The organism is Burkholderia arboris, assembly GCF_902499125.1.
In the GTDB taxonomy this organism is placed as follows: domain Bacteria; phylum Pseudomonadota; class Gammaproteobacteria; order Burkholderiales; family Burkholderiaceae; genus Burkholderia; species Burkholderia arboris.
Genome location: NZ_CABVPX010000006.1, coordinates 78,134 through 94,137, shown reverse-complemented (window position 1 = coordinate 94,137; position 16,004 = coordinate 78,134). Strand labels below are relative to the sequence as shown.

Sequence of the window (16,004 nt, the reverse complement as noted above, 5' to 3'; positions counted from 1 at the left end):
CGAAGCATGGGAGACATTCGATGGAAAACGAATCGGATCAGATGATGGTTGATGAAACGCTCGAAGCGGAAACGGTCGAGGCATTGCGCCGGTTGTTCGCCAACGATCCGACGCCGGATCGCACGCCATCTGCCGACCGCCGCGAATCGTCGACGATGATCGGCGAAGTGACCGATACGCACCATCCCGACGCGATGGGGCTCATTCGCGTGAAGTGGACATCGCAGGACGACGCCACATACGAACGCTGGCTCGACTGTGTGGATGGCGTGAAACCGCGAATCGGCGATCGCGTGCTGTTGCAATCGCCGGCGAACTGGCCCGAGTACCTGATCGCCGGGCTGCTGACGCGAAAAGGGCATGGTGAACCGGTCGAACCGGTGGTCGAGCCCGCGATGGCGCTTTCGCTCGAAGCCGACAAGTGCGTACAGATCGCGGATGCATCGGGCTGCCCGCTGCTGCAGGTACGGGCATCGCCGGACGGGCCTGTCGTGACGCTGCTGAACCGGAACGTGAACATCGAAGTCGCCGGCAAGCTGCGGTTGAGTGCACAGACGCTCGAACTGGAGGGCGGGCGAGGCGGTGTCGATATCCGGACCGAAGCGGACACCGTCGTGCGCAGCCGGTACGTTCGCCTGAACTGAGAGGCGGCCTGACGTCATGCATCGTGAATTCTCCGCCATCGAATCGTCGATCGAAGCGTTCGTCGATCAGCCCGACGATCCGACGCTGTTGATCGAGGCAACCGACAACGATGTCGTGCCGGTTCTGAAGATGATGCAGTCGCTCGACGAGCGTGTTGGTGATGCCGTTTTCCTTAATTTTCCGTTTCCTTGCGACTCTGCCGATGCGTATTTGCAGACATGCATGGAGGCGCTTGCACGTCAGATCGACGAAGCGAGCAGCGCGCGCATCGAGCGTGGCGAAACAGGATGGCTGCCGTTGCCACTGACCTGTATCGACCCGAGGCGCGCGCCGGTGACGCGACTGCGCGATGCCGTCATGCACGTCCGCACGCTGATGCCGGAAGGCACCAAGGTCGTCTGGGCATGGTTGCCATCGCCGCTTGGCGATTTCGGCGGGTTCGCGAAGCTGGTGCTGCAATGCCTGGCGCTGAACGGTTTTGAGGAATGGATGGAAGGGCATCGGTTTTGTATCCGCGATGACCGGAAGCATCCGTGCCTGATTCCGCTTGCGCGCGACAGAAAGGCCGAGCATGTGCTGATTCTTCCGGTCGATTTCTCGTCAGAGAAGGCAACCCGCCATCTGGTCGACATCGCGAATGATGCCGCTCATCCGATCGAGCAGCGCATGGGTGCCCTGATGCAGATCGCCGGGATCGACCTTGCGCACGGCAGGCTGCCCGATGCGCAGCGCAAGTACTACGCGCTCTTTTCATTTCATGCGGAGCGGAAGGATTCGACTGGTTGCGCTGTCGCGTTGCATGGCTTGGGCGACGTCGCATTGCGCCACGGATCACCGCGCGATGCGAAGGACTGGTACCTGCGTGCACTGCCTGCAGCACTCGATGGCCGGAATTTGCTGGTCGTGCTCAACGCGCTGATGGCGACTGGTGGCTGTTTCAACAAGCTTGGCGAACATGCGAAGGCGGCGACTTATTTCGGTCTGGCAAGCGATGCGGCCGGCAGGCTGATGCTCGTGCATACGAAGATCGAGGCAATGGAGAAGGGCGGTGTCGCGTTGCTGGCATGTGGGCAGGCAGCCGAAGCCGCGAAAAGCTGGATCGCCGCGAAGGGATTGTGCGAACAGTTCGGCTGCGAACGGCAGCGCATCAGCCTCCTCGATCGACTCGTATCGCTTTATGGAAACGCCGGGCTGAAAACCGAGGCGAGGGCGTATGAGTTGGAAAAGGATCCGCGGTACATGGCCCGGTTGCGGGAAGCCATAGCACCGGGCATACGTGACGCGACGTCTGGATACGAGGGAGTAAGACCATGAGTGAAACGGCAAGCCGTTTGACGCGTGCGTCCGAACCCGCCGAGAGCCATACCGTGTCGTCTGAATCGAAGACGGATACCGCGTGCGATTCGCTGCTCGGAACGGTCAAGTCAACCTTCGATCCGTTCAAGCAGACGTTCTCGTCGGAAGGCGGCGCACTCCACCATGTCAGCGAGGCGGTGAATGCGCTTGCCTCCGTACAGGGTATGCCGTCGCAGTTGCTCAACACAGGTATTGCGCAGATTCCGCTGCTCGACAAAATGCCGGGGATGCCGGCGGCGACGATCGGCGTTCCCCACCTCGGCACGCCGCATGCGCATGCTCATCCGCCAAGCAACGGCTTTCCGTTGCCCAGTGTCGGCCTGACGATCGGCAGCGGTTGTTTGAGCGTGTTGATCGGCGGTATTCCGGCTGCCCGTGTGCTGGATATCGGCTATGCACCGACTTGCGGCGGATTGACGCCTTACTTCGATATTCAGACGGGATCGAGCAATACGTTCATCGGCGGAATGCGTGCCGCGCGCATGGGAATCGATATGACGCGGCACTGCAACCCGATGGGGCATGTCGGGAAGTCGGGTGGTGAAGCGGCGAGTGCTGCCGGGAAAAGCGAAGAGGTCGCGAGTGAGGCGGCGCAGGTGACCGGCCGGGCGAAAGCGTTGGGGCGGGCAGGAAAGGCGTGGTCGGTCGGTAACGCGGCAGTCGGGCCGGCGTCGGGGGGGGCGACTGCGGCCGAAGACGCATCGCAAGGGGAGATCGCCGCGGCGGCAATGATGGCTGCGCAGACGGCCGCGGATCTCGTGTTCATGATGCTGAGCAATCTGATGGGCAAGGATCCCGGTGTCGAGCCGAGTATGGGGACGTTGCTGCTGGGGAATCCGACGGTGTTGATCGGCGGGTTTCCGCTACCGGACTCGCAGGTGATGTGGCATGGGGCGAAGCATGGGGTCGGGAAAAGAGTCGAGCCCAAGTTGCCAAAGCGGCCTCAGGAATTGAAATGCGAGTTTCGAGGTGAGCCGATCAATCCCGTGACCGGGGATGTGCGAAACGACTTCGTCGATTACGAAGCCAAGGGGGCGATGCAGTTCCGATGGGCTCGATATTACAGCAGTGGCAAGCACGGGCACATTCAAACGCTTGGGCGTGGATTTCGTCACTCGTGGCAACACGAGCTTCACATTCTCCGAACTAGAATTATCTACGTGAACCCCGATGGAACTGAACACCACTTCGACAAAAGGAGCGACGGAAATTACCGCAGCCATGCCCAAGGCTACAAACTTGAGCAACTGGACGATCTACGTTTTATCGTTCGACATCGAGACGCTGGCGATGTCGAATTCAAGAAGGAAACGGAATCGGCTGCCCATTGCATCAAGCACGTCTTCAACAACGTACATAGCATCCTGCACCGGGGTGAGAACGGTCTCCTGAAAACAATCGAACAATTTCACGAGCACGATCAAACCCGGCGTGTCATTGCATTCCAATACGGCGACTTCGAAAGAATCGTCCGTGTCGATCTGATAGACATCGACGGATCAAGCAAGCAGATTGCACGATACGAATATGACGAACGCGACTGCCTGATACGTTCCCACGATGCTCTCGGAGCCGTTTCGACATACGAGTACGGGGAGAATTTGCGAATCGCGCGACTCGTGGACGCAAACGGGTACGCGTTTTCATACCGATACGACAGTAGCGGCCGATGCATTGAAAGCACCGGGCAGGACGGCATGTGGCATGTACGATTCCAGTACCACCCTGGAAGAACGATCGTCACCGAGGGTAACGGCGGGAAGTGGACGATTCTTTGTAACGAAGCAGGGACGATTACCCGCGTCGTAGATCCGTATGGAGGAGCAACGGAATACCACCTGGACCGTTACGGAAGCGTTGTCAGGGAAACGGACTCAGGTGGCCGCGTGCTGCGCTGGCTCTATGACGCCAGCGGGCACAACGTCGGTCGAATGGACCATTGGGGAAATATCGTCCCGCCCAAGGACGACGCACCGAATTTGCCGAACTCATTGGCTCACCACGTTCCCGATACCACGATCGGATTGCACTGGGGAGAAGAGGAGACGATCAGTACCGCCGGCAGCATATTATTGCCGCCCGATCTCGACTACGACGGTTGGCAAATAACGTCGGTTTTCGCAACGTCCGAAGATCCGCCGGGAGAGCGGCATGACGCGATGGGGCGATTGGTTCAGCGTACCGATCCGCATGGCCACGTCGAACGCTTCGAACATGATGCCACCGGTATGTTGAAAGCCCGGCACGACCCCGGCGGTGGAACATATCGATATTCGGCCGCGTCGTGGCATCTCCGCGGCAGTGAAACAAATCCGATGGGATCGACCACGTCCTTTCGCTATTCACCGAATCGTAGAATTTCCACGATCGTCGACCCGAATGGCAACGAAAGTGCATACACGTACGATTTCAAGAACCGTATCACAAGCGTCGTGCGTCACGGCACACTGCGCGAGACCTATGTCTATGATGCCGGCGACCGGCTGATCGAAAAACGCGACGGTGCCGGTAACACGCTGCTTCGACTGCAGGTGGGGAATGATGGCCTGTACAGCAAACGGCTGCTTTCGACTGGAGAGACGCATTTCTACGGCTACGATGCGTTCGGCAACGACACGATAGCCTCGACCGACCGATTCGATGTTACGCGGACGTTCGATGATGAGCATCGCCGAACCTCCGATAAACGCGACGGCATGGGTATCGAGCATATCTATGGGGAAGACGGTCTTTCGCGAACCACTTACCTGGGAAAATTCCAGGTCCGCTACGAAATGGTCGGTTCAGGCCGGAAGCGAATCATTACGCCGACCGGGGGCATCCATCATGTATCTCGCGAAGCCGATACGAAGATGCTCGTGCAGTTGGGCAACGGCACGAATTCGGCCTATACCTTTGACGCCGCGGGTCGATGTACGGGAAGACTGATCTGGCCGGAGGCCTGTTCAGTCAGGAAGAATCATGCGAGTTACCAATATGGCGAAACGGGGGAGCTTCTACGCACAATTGACGGCAGGAGCGGTGTCATCGATTTCTACTACGATGCGGCACACCGCCTGATTGGCGAGAGGCGCGATGGGTGGCCCATCCGTCAATTTGCATACGATCCCGGCGGGAACGTGCTATCGATGCCGACTTGCTCATGGATGCGCTATTCGGAAGGCAATCGTCTCTCCACCGCGTCGTCCGGCATCTTTCGCTATAACGATCGCAACCATCTTGCCGAACATTTGACGGGTGACGGACGGCGGCAAACGTACCACTACGACGGAATGGACCTGTTGGTCAGGGTGGAGTGGAGTGACAGGCCGCATTCATGGACTGCTGCATACGACGGGCTTTGCCGGCGTGTGGAAACGACCGTTCGCGACCAGCGGACTTCGTATTACTGGGACAACGATCGGCTGGCGGCCGAAATCGGTCCCACAGGCGCAGTGCGAATCTACGTCTACGTCAACGAGGTCGCACTCCTTCCTTTCATGTTCGTCGATTACCCGAACGTCGATGCTGCCCCCGAGACGGGCCGCGCTTACTTCGTATTCTGCAACCAGGCGGGCCTCCCGGAATGGATCGAAGACGAACGCCAGAATGAGGTCTGGCGAGCCGACGATCTTGATCCATACGGCACGATCCGGGTCGCCGATGGGCACTCGATTGAATACGATCTTCGATGGCCGGGACATTGGTTCGATAGAGAAACCGGACTGCACTACAACCGATTCCGATCTTATAGCCCGACACTGGGTCGATACCTTCAATCCGATCCAATGGGGCAGGCAGGTGGTATCAATCTCTATGCCTATCCGGCAAATCCCCTTGTCCTGGTTGACGTACTTGGACTGCACGCGCGGCATGCCCAAACCAACGACCCCGCTCCCAAGGGTCGTGATGCCCGTGGGGGCGAGGCCGAATCGACGGAGCTACATCACGCGGACCCGCCAAAGATTAAAAGGGGCGCAAAGAACAAATACCCGGCGCGAACCAAAGAAGCTCACGATGCCTGCCTGCAGGTGTATGACGCGCTTCTGGATACAGGTGTGTCCAAGAGAAAGATGCCCGGGTCGATCGCGGTCTATACGCACCAGGATGGAACCCGGTCGGTCGGCTTGTCTGGGCAAAAATTTTCAAATGAAGACGCCGCACGAATCCAGGACTATCTCAATCGGGACAGTCCGGGTACCTGGCGAGTTTCCGCGTCAACCGAACCGATGAATACGAACCATTTGGGATCCTCTCCTGAGAGGCCTGGAGGAATAGCCAAGGACAACTGTGCGGAACCGCGAGCCGCCGCTGCAGCTCACCAGACAAACAGCAAAATCACGGGCTTCGATAATGTCAACGGGCCATACAATGAAAATCAATGGCCCCTCGACGAAAATCACCCGGGAAAGCAAGAGGTTCCGCAACGATACAAGGATAAGGAAGGCGTTTTCGAGCCAACCCAGATGGAACCGTGCGACAATTGCAGCTTGAATGAGGGGGTTATCAATCGATTCGCCAGAAGAACTTCCCGAGAGGTGTGGCATTAATGGACGACAATAACTGGATCAATGAACTGATCGCCTATATTTCTCGATTCGACTCCGAATATGGCGTCGCAATAAAGGCAGCCAGGGAAAGCGAGATCTCGGCTCTTGAGGACGTTATTGGTGAAAGATTGCCGGCCGTGCATCGCGCATACCTGATGCATCTGGGAGATAGTGACGGCGGCTTGCTCAACAGGCTACGTGCCGACTCTCGAGCAAGAACAGTCACCACCTACTGCCAAGACCTGCGTGAAGATATCCCTGACATAAAATTCGAACGTTGCATTCCATTTGCGACTGGCGATGTATTTGAAGGAATAGGATTGTGGGTGGAGCAGGACTCCGTCAATCCACCCGTCGTCTTTTTGAATGACGGCCTTCCCGGTGATATTTTATGCAGAAATCTGCCGTCTTTTTTGTATCAGCGCGCATTCCTATACGAGCGAGCAACACTGGCTTTGACTGCGCATTATGAAAATTTCAACAGTGAAATCACGATTGACGCGATCAAATCAACCCTGGCCGATATCGGATATTTGGAAGAATGGTTCTCCGATGCTCGACTCTATTGCGGGCGCAAGGAAAATTCATTGTTACTGGCCTACGCAGGCGCACCGAACAACGGCCTGAAGATCGAGATATCGTGCAACAGCGAAATAACGGCGTTCGAGGAAGGCGATCGCATTCTGGAAAAAACAGGCACGGGAAGCTTGAGACGAGTGGTCAAAGAGCCGACGCTTCCGGAAGTTCGCGCTCGTGGCGGGGTCAGGGTGAGAGTGATTCGCGACATCGACATTTGAGCTTCAGTACGGAGTCGAGCGCGTACGAGTTGGAAGGCATTCGCTTGACGCAACGTGGCCGTGTAGTGCCTTGTACAGGTATTGCGCAGATCCCGCAGCTCAACAAGATGCCGGGGATGCAGGCTGCCGTGATCGGCGCGCCCCATCTCGAGCCGAACAAAACTGATTTTACATAACGTGAATTATCGATGGTTTGGGTGTAAGAGCAAAGTTGAAATGTCGTAGCTCGAGGGGTTGAGCGCATGCTGGCGGCGATCTGGACTGCCGGAGCGCATCGTGGGCCATCCTGGACTGATCACCATGAGCATGCGGGAGCTGGATCGTCTGAAGGTCGTGGACGCCATCGTCGAGCAGCGTCTGATGCCTTGGCGAGCCGCAGAACGGCTTGGGATCAGTCGACGACAGATTGAACGACTGGTCGCCCGGTATCGTGCTGCTGGCCCGGCCGGACTGGTTTCGCAGCGTCGTGGCCACGTGAGCAACGATCAACTGCCCGAGGATCTGGCTCATCGAGCCTTGAGCCTAATTCGCGAGCGCTACGCCGATTTTGGCCCGACGCTGGCCTGCGAGAAGCTCTGGGAATGTCACGGGCTGCAGTTGTCGAAGGAAACGGTCAGGAAGCTGATGACGGACGCTGGGCTCTGGATTCCGCGCCGGCAACGACCGCCCAAGGTCTATCAGCCACGAGCACGCCGGGCCTGCCTGGGCGAACTGATCCAGATCGACGGCAGCGATCATCGATGGTTCGAGGAACGGGCGCCGGCCTGCAAGCAGCCGGTAAATGTGGACAACACGACGACTCGACAAATTACCGCTTTCGCACCGTGCAAGCGTCCGACCGCAAAATGCCCAGCAGCCGGAGGCTGCAATGGCCCCATCACACCTTCGTTTCGCGCGCTTGCTTTTCGTCTTGCCTCAGCGCGTACCGATCTTGCGTTCTAGCATGTTGAGGCCATTGCCTATCTCCGCGCCGCATCGTGCATTCCCGGCCCAGCCGCGGTCGGCACACCGCTGCGCCACGGCATGCAGCAAGGTACACACGTTCACGCGGGATCGTGTCGCAGACCGTCCCCGGTCGTGATGCCCGGCGACGGCGGAATCATCGATCGACATGCCGGAATGGCCGGCTCATGCGAACCTATTCGAGCAGCATGGAGCACCCTATGCGCATCACGCCCGGCCTGCCTCCGCTTCCTGATCGATCGAATGACGCAGTGCCCCAGACGGGAACGTCCGCCACGGCGATCGGCGAATCGCCTCCTCGCGACGGCAACGCCCAATCGCCGGACTACCCTCTCCGTCCGCGCCAGCATTCGCTACGGCGCGCGGCCACGCTGCCCTCGATTCGACACCTGCCCGACGCCGATGGTGCGCTGTCGACAGACCTCAGGCACAACTTTGTTCGTCAGCGTGTGTACGACCACGCAGTAGCGATCGATCAACTCAGCATGAATTCCTACGCCGCCCGACGCAGGAAAACGCTGAACGCATTGCCCGGCGCAGAAGCGATAAGCGCGCAGTACGGGATCAGCCTGGCCAGCTACCGCGAAGATCGGAATACGCTTGCGGAACTGCGCTTCGACAGCCCCTACACCGGGAAATATCAGCGCGAATTCCAGTCGGAGCGGTTTCACGCGGATTGCCTTGCGCTTTATGAAGCGCAAGGCGGCAACCCCAATGACAACGTCGTCTTTGTCCATAGCGACGATGCCGCCTGGCAGATGATGAGCCGAGTCGAAACGATAACGGGCCGGGTCGAATCGGCGCGCATGCCCATCATCACGATCGCACCAGGGCTGACAGCGATTCGATGCGGTTCTGCGGACGATGCCGACATTCTGGACAAGTGGACCACGATGATGGGTGCCCGGCCGTCCGCGTATCGAATCGCCAGCCTCACGTGCCCCCTCGTTCGAGACGAGGTCATGGATCCCGGGATCAGCAATCGCCGCCTCCTCGCGCGCCTTCGCAATGAAACGCCCGGGCTTTGCATCGCGGCGCTGCGCGCCATCCCCGAACACCACTCGGCCCATGCGCTCGCACAAACCAGCGCGGCGCTGATCGCGGACATGGCCGAGGTTCTCGAACGCAGCGGAAAGGCGGAAGTACTCGAGCACTCAGCGATTCTCGCCAGCGGTCTTCAATCACTGATCGCCATTGCGGAGGCAATGCCGCCCCTCGCCCAACGCAGCGACCGCTTCGCGAATGCGTACCAGGCCATGATCGAGGAATTGCAGGTTGTCCTGATGGCTGCGCGCCCCTATGGCGAAGCGGATTTCAAACAGGCCGCTCACGACCAGTTCGCAACACGCATGGGCACGGTTGCCGGACAGAACGGCATTGCCGCGCCCGAGATTTTCCTGACCTCGAGCGGCATGGGCGCACTGGCGTGGGCATTCGAGTTGGCCGCGGATCTGAGTGGCCACGACAAAGTCAGACTGGCGTCGTCGGCGCCGACGAAGGTTGCGCCCGATTATTACGAAATCATGCAGTTGCTCAGGCTTGACAATATCGTCGAAGACAGCGATGTCGTAAGCGCGACACTCAATCCCAGCACCACGGAGAAACGCGGCCCCGACGACCAGGAACGCGCGTGGAACGTGCACGTGTTGATCGGGAAACTCGATGGCCTGCTGCACGAGCGGCAGACCGTCCGCGCGGAAACGCCCCTCACGGTTGTGCTCGACACGACGATTGAACGCCGCGGCGACATGCAGGCGTTACTGGACCGCTTCTCGCCCGATATCGCCGCGGGACGGGTACGCTTCTTGATCTGCAAGAGCTACCAGAAGTACGCGAATCTGGCCACGGCGAAGGTCATGGCGGGCAGCATCGCCCTGCTCTCCGCCGACGACGCAACCAGCGACGAAGCCCGGCACCAGTTGCGTCTGCGCGAACGGGCGACCGGCTGGGCCGGCAACGACGAAATGCAACTGCTGATTCACTTCTTGCGCAGCGGCGATCCGCATGAATTCACGTTGTTGGAACGCGCGGCAAGCAATGCCGATTTCGTTCGGACTGCCTGCTTTGGCGCAAGCGCGGAGCACCTGGGATTCGATACGTACGACGAAGGCCTTCCCCTCGCCCGAATGCAATACGCCCAGACGCCCGATCAGTATTTTCGATTCGCCAGCGGCAGGCCGACGGTTTTCACCCGGCCGGGCCACCTCATGGACTCGATTGCGACACGCGACAGCTTCGCCTTCGCGTCGACGACGAAGATCAACGTCGAGTCGAGCATCCGGCTGTCGTTCGGTCTGGAGTCGCGCGGCGAACTGATGGAGATGTTTTACACACCTGGCCTGCTCATGCGCACGCCCCGCAGCGCCTGGGGCACCCTTGAGGCACGCAAGCACGTGATGGCGCTCGTCGATAGCGCAATGAAGGAGATCGATCCGGACGGCGCAGCGCGTACTCCACCGCTACCGCTGCAGGACAAGATCGCACGAATCGGCGTCGCGGAAGCCGAATCTCAGGACATGGAGGCGAGCCTGTCCGCGACGACACAGCGCATGCGCGCAAACCTGCATCGCGACAACGCCCGGAGCAGATTTACAGTCAACCGGATCGCCTCGGTAGTGGAACACATGGCGCGCGTGATCGCATTCGACGAACATTCGTTGACGCGCTTTCGTACAGGCAAACCAGATCGCAAAATTGCCGACGAGCTGCTCGACGGGCTGATCAATGCAGGAATGCCCGGTGTATCGGAAAGGACGCGCACTCGAATCGTCGCTTTTCGAGCGACGCTCGCAGCGCTCGACTGGACGTCCGACGATCCGTCGATTCGCTTGCGCGGCGTGCAATCGCTGCTGCAGGGGGTGCGCCGGCTCGCCGACGCCGACAAGCGTGCGAAATATCTGGCCGGAATTCCAGACGCCATCTTCAGGGAAGTACCTGACGCGACGCGCGCACAGTTGATCGATCAGATGTTCCGTCCGCTCGATGCTGACTCGCGGCAAGCCTTCCTCGACAGACGCCCCCGTGGCGACGTCGCAAACGCCTGCAAGGCGGCGATGGGCTTGGGTGTCCAATCCGCGCAGGATTGAAGGTGCGAGCTTTTGCGCGTCGAGACGCTCGGCGCGCAAAAGCTCGACTGGCGCGTGTCATCCACTTTTCATCGGCACCGCCCCCCGAAGGGGATGAAGAACGCAGCGCCGACCCAAGCGATTCCCACGCGGCCAAAACAAGACTCCCCGCCACCCGCAGCGGGGAATCCCCCTCACGTCACAGCTGCTGATTCTGTTTCGTCGCATTTTTCATGCGCATGATGTGCTGCGGCGTTCGTTCAGACATGAACCGCAGCACGTCGTCGAGCCGGACATAACCCGTCCCTGCACGGTCGATCTCCGAAAAATGGTCACTGACCAGCCCCCAGCCAGCCGCCTTGGCCTGCTGCTTCGACAAGAGTCCGTCGGGATTGCCGCCGGTGGCGGCGGTAAAACGCTGGGCGACCTGGTTATCGACGTCTCGCGTCACGGAGCCCTCCGATTGCTTGGGCGGTTGAACCCAGCCCTCGGGCGGCGGCGGCGGCTTCGGCAAATCGTCATAGGCAAGCGCTGCGCCGATGCCCGACATCGAAATGACGGAGGCGGCTACGGTGAAACCAACATAAGTCACGATTTTCATAGCTGTCCTCGGCTTACAGTAAGGAACCGTCCGCGATACGCGCTGGCGACTTGTAATAGCTGTCGATCGTCTGTTTCAGCGGCGCGCGCGATGCCTCGGTGTTGTAGATCATGTGCCCGCCTTCGAACCATTTGACCGGGATGCGATCGCTCAGGTTCACCCCCTCGAGATCCAGCTCGGTCTGGAATCCTGGCGTCGCGATATCTTCATAACCGTGAAGAATCAGCAGTTTGGCATCGGGGTCCGCGGTGAGAACGGCTTGAATATCGGTAATGCTCTGCGGGTAATAGTATTTGCTCCCCGCCCGCTTCCATTTCCAGTTCGAGATCGTCGCACTATTGAGTGGTTCGTAGCTCGACTGGGTCTTGTAGTTGACGAAATCGGGGAAATACGTCTTGAGTTGATTGAGGAAGGCCACGTCGATGTAGCTGTCCGCCGCGAAGCTGTTGCCGTTCGGTACCTTCATGCGCGCATCGTAGCGCCCGAGGTTGTAACCGGGAACCAGCGCGCTTCGGAACGGCCCCGGCGTGTAGTTGAACGCGCTCTTCCAGGTCGACGCGGGAATCCCGGTATAGTCGGCCATCCGGTTCAGGAGCGCTTGTCCGGCCGTGCTTGCCGCGTACGCATTCCATTGGTTGTTCGGCCGGCCGTTGGTGAAATAGGCCCCGTAGGTCGTCTGGAATGTCGCCCTCGCCAGCGTGCGCAGCTCGCCAAGATACTGCTCCTGCGTTTGCGTACCGCGCTTGACGGATTTCTTGAAGTAGTCTGCCGTCATCGCGTAGGACGGGATGTAACCCTCGCAGGTCACCGTCCCGCGCATCATGTCGCAATTGGAGTTGTAGTCGACGAGCGGCGAATTGAGGATGAACCCCGCCAGGACCTTGGCCGGCTTGCCCGACGGATCGGGGGCGTAGCCGCTGGTACCCGCCTGCTCCAGCAGATTGGCGACGATCGGTGTGCGGATGCCGCCGTAGGATTCGCCGTACAGGTACTTCGGCGAGCTCTGCCGGTTGTACTTGTTCGTATAGCTCGTGATGAAGTCGGCAACGACCTGGGCATCATCGTCGGTGCCCCATAGATCGCCGTTCTTGAGCGGCTCGATGGCCGTGGAGAGGCCGGTCCCTGGCGGATCGACGAAAACGATATCCGACTGGTCGAGCAGCGAAATCGCATTGTCCTCGAACGGGAAGCTGTCGGGCTGTTTCGTCGGATCGGCCATGTTCGGTGCGTCGGATTTGAGCCGTTTCGGGCCCCACGATCCCATGTGCAGCCAGATCGACGCCGAACCGGGGCCGCCGTTCCACAAGAACGTGACCGGGCGATTCTCCTTGGGCAGCGCGTCACGCGTGTACGCCGTGTAGAAGATCGCCGCCTCGGCCTTCTTGCCCGACCCGTTCTGCCGGTAGGCAACGAGGTGCCCGGCGCGCGCAACATACGGCAACACCTTCCCGTTGATCGTGATCGTGTGACGCTTGACCGACGAATCCTCGTTGATCCTGGACAACGCGATCGATCCGTTGAGCGTCGTGTCGTAGGTGTTGCCGTCGTTCAGCACCTTGTCGGCCGGCGCGACTCTTGCAAACACATCCAGCTCGGACTCCTCTGACGCGGTGACCGGCGTTGACGGCGAGGTGACTGTCGTGTTCGCCGCGCTCACGGCAGTGGACGACGGGTCGTCACCACCGCATGCTGCCAGTACTGCCGTGGCGAGCGCAGTGGCCACGGCCCAGACTGGAATTCTTATCGTCATCGATCAATCTCCTGAACAGTTCAATTCATTAGATATGCTTAGAAACACACAACGACTTCGATCAACCCGAACAACCTTGCGTCGCATACCGCGTCATGCCCGATAGCGTCGGCGAGACGTCCCGCCGCCGGCTATCGATTCACAACGTGCCCCGCCTGCTACTTCGCCATCATGACTGCCGCGACGCGTGCCTTCGGAACAACCGGCATCGAGAGCACCGTGTGCGACAGGTCGAGCGTCACCAGTGACGTGCCCTGGTAGCCCTCCAGCTTCAACTTGACCTTGCTGCCCGGCAGTACCGTGAAATCGCGCGGCATCATCTCCAGCGAAAAATCGTAGTCCGTGTTCGGCGCGATCGGTTGTGCGACCTCCAGCCCCTTGTAGAAGCGCGGATTTGCCCAACCGTAGGTCACGTCGTGCCCGTCCACCGACAACGTGGCCTTGATGTTGGTGACGGCCGGCGCAAACCGGCCACGCATCGCGACCCGGATCGCGCCGGCGTAGCGGGTCGCGTTCGCGAGCGATTTCGTCTCGTAAGTCACGGCCGTGGCGTTGCTCAAATCGACCGACGCAGCCGGCGTGCCCTCCGCCGTATTCGGCGTCAGCAATCCTCCCGCCCGTCCGTCGCCGCGCAGGTAGTAGGACGTGTCGGCCGTCTTGGGCCATGCATCCTCCTTGATGAACAGCTCACCCGTCGGAATGCAGTCGCGCGGATTGTGGCCTGAATGGCAGTGGCCGATCAGCGTGTCGTCCGTGTTGTTCGGATCGGGAGGCAGCGTTGCGCCAACCGGGATGTCACCCGCCGGCGTCTCCCGAACGTACGTCGGCTGCGTCTCGACGCCATTGTTGACGCCGAACAGATAGCGTGAGTACCACATCGCGATCTGCTTCTGCCATTCCTTTTGCCACGCGGGATCGTCATGGTTTCGGCTGTGCAGCCAGAGCTGCACCGGCTTCTTCGCGCGATACAACGCGTCGTACAGTTGCGTCGCGTTCTTCGTCTTGACGTTGTTGTCGGCCTGCCCCTGTGCAATCAGCGTAGCGGCCTGAATCCGGTCGACGAGCGACACCGTGTTGCGCGCCTTCCAGAACTCGTTGTACGCATAGGTCGTGTTGTCGGAAGCCGTGACGGCCGCGACGCGCGCGGGTTCGCAGATTGGCGCACGAGCGGACGCCTGCTGGGATTTCATGTAGCTGCCGAGCGATACCGTGTTGTCGATATCCGCGATCACGCCGTTGTAACGGAAATAGTCGTACCCGCTACTGATGCCCTCCACCGGCACGATCGCCTCCAGCCCCGGCACCCCCGTCGCCGCGACCATCGTGGGCAACGTGCCGCCATAGGAAATCCCCTCCATCGCGACGTGCCCGGTCGACCAGGATGCCGCAACCTGTTTGCCCTGCGGGTCGAAACCCGGTGCGACCGGGTCGCCCGTCAACCAACGCACGACGCTCGCCATCGCGTCGCGTTCGGTACGGTCCATCACCGACCAGCAGCCGTCCGACTGGTTGGTGCCGATCGAATCCGCGTAGACGATCGTGTAACCCATCCGCAGATACTCCGCCTCGCCGAGAAACGGCGCGCGCGCCTGCGTCGCGTAAGTCGGATCCGCGTAGTACACCGACGGCCGCACGATGACCGGTGTCTTGAGCCCCTCCGCCACTTCGGCAGGCTGCACGATGCGCAGCGCGATCCGGTCGGGTTTGCCGTCCGCGTCCGTGTCGAACGGGGTCTGCACCATCACGTTCAGCTTCAGTGGCGGCCGCATCGACAGCCAGGGCAAGATCATGCCGTTCTCGACAGTCGGGCCATCGTGTCCCGGATACAGCGCAGCCAGCTTCGGATAGGACAACCCGGTCGGCGAGCGCTCGTACTGCGCGCCGACTTCGGGCACCGGCGTGGGCGGCGTAAAGGGTGCCGGCACGGGGGCCGTCGTCACGGTGCCGGGTTGAGTCGATTGGCCGCTCCCGTCGTTCGATGCGCGCGGCGAAGCCGAATCATCCCCGCCGCATCCGGCCAGCTGGATTGCAATCGGCACCAGCAGACTCAGCAGCCGGGCATTGCTCCCAAAAAAAGGACGATCCCCCGCCCATTGTGTTTTTTTCATGTTCTCCGACACCCTGTTTATTGAGGAAAACTAAACTAATGAGTCGAATTCTTTGTAACACTGTGAAATATTTCAGACCGTATGAAATGACATCCGTATTACGGATGTCAAGGAAATTCTTAAAAGAGTGACAACTTCCGTGCCGGAATGCCGACGTGGGGATTACGTCGTTGGCGCTCGCGGTACAGGT

General features: G+C 59.9%; 8 protein-coding genes and 1 pseudogene. 6 read left to right on the top strand and 3 right to left on the bottom strand.

What is annotated here, in order from left to right; all coding sequences use genetic code 11:
• Positions 1 to 20 precede the first annotated feature (20 nt).
• From BLA15945_RS09540 to BLA15945_RS09515, 6 genes and pseudogenes are all read left to right on the top strand, one after another.
• Positions 21 to 644 (top strand): hypothetical protein, encoded by a 624-nt coding sequence (locus BLA15945_RS09540; protein ID WP_174992160.1) that lies wholly within the window; start codon positions 21 to 23, stop codon positions 642 to 644.
• Between the two features lie 16 nt (positions 645 to 660).
• On the top strand, positions 661 to 1,959 hold the full coding sequence (locus tag BLA15945_RS09535; protein ID WP_174992159.1) for a hypothetical protein: 1,299 nt from the start codon (positions 661 to 663) through the stop codon (positions 1,957 to 1,959).
• A complete protein-coding gene (locus tag BLA15945_RS09530; RefSeq protein WP_174992158.1) occupies positions 1,956 to 6,530 on the top strand; it encodes an RHS repeat-associated core domain-containing protein in 4,575 nt (1,524 codons plus the stop codon). The genes BLA15945_RS09535 and BLA15945_RS09530 overlap by 4 nt, the downstream gene beginning before the upstream one ends.
• The gene (locus BLA15945_RS09525) at positions 6,530 to 7,327 is read left to right on the top strand and encodes an SMI1/KNR4 family protein (protein WP_174992157.1); all 798 of its coding nucleotides are present in this window, start codon (positions 6,530 to 6,532) and stop codon (positions 7,325 to 7,327) included. The genes BLA15945_RS09530 and BLA15945_RS09525 overlap by 1 nt, the downstream gene beginning before the upstream one ends.
• 300 nt (positions 7,328 to 7,627) lie before the next feature.
• A pseudogene (locus tag BLA15945_RS09520) lies at positions 7,628 to 8,131 on the top strand (helix-turn-helix domain-containing protein); the annotation flags it as partial.
• 359 nt (positions 8,132 to 8,490) lie between these two features.
• Complete coding sequence (locus tag BLA15945_RS09515; protein ID WP_174992156.1) at positions 8,491 to 11,376, top strand: hypothetical protein; 2,886 nt, start codon at positions 8,491 to 8,493, stop codon at positions 11,374 to 11,376.
• 178 nt (positions 11,377 to 11,554) lie between these two features.
• On the opposite strand, the gene BLA15945_RS09510 is transcribed toward BLA15945_RS09515, so the two are convergent.
• The 3 genes from BLA15945_RS09510 to BLA15945_RS09500 form a co-directional block, all read right to left on the bottom strand.
• The gene (locus BLA15945_RS09510) at positions 11,555 to 11,956 is read right to left on the bottom strand and encodes a hypothetical protein (RefSeq protein WP_059240535.1); all 402 of its coding nucleotides are present in this window, start codon (positions 11,954 to 11,956) and stop codon (positions 11,555 to 11,557) included.
• Positions 11,957 to 11,969: 13 nt separating this feature from the next.
• Positions 11,970 to 13,706, bottom strand: a complete 1,737-nt coding sequence (locus tag BLA15945_RS09505) for a S10 family serine carboxypeptidase-like protein (protein WP_233464163.1) — start codon at positions 13,704 to 13,706, stop codon at positions 11,970 to 11,972.
• Positions 13,707 to 13,864: 158 nt separating this feature from the next.
• On the bottom strand, positions 13,865 to 15,814 hold the full coding sequence (locus tag BLA15945_RS09500; RefSeq protein ID WP_174992155.1) for a Xaa-Pro dipeptidyl-peptidase: 1,950 nt from the start codon (positions 15,812 to 15,814) through the stop codon (positions 13,865 to 13,867).
• Positions 15,815 to 16,004: the final 190 nt, after the last annotated feature.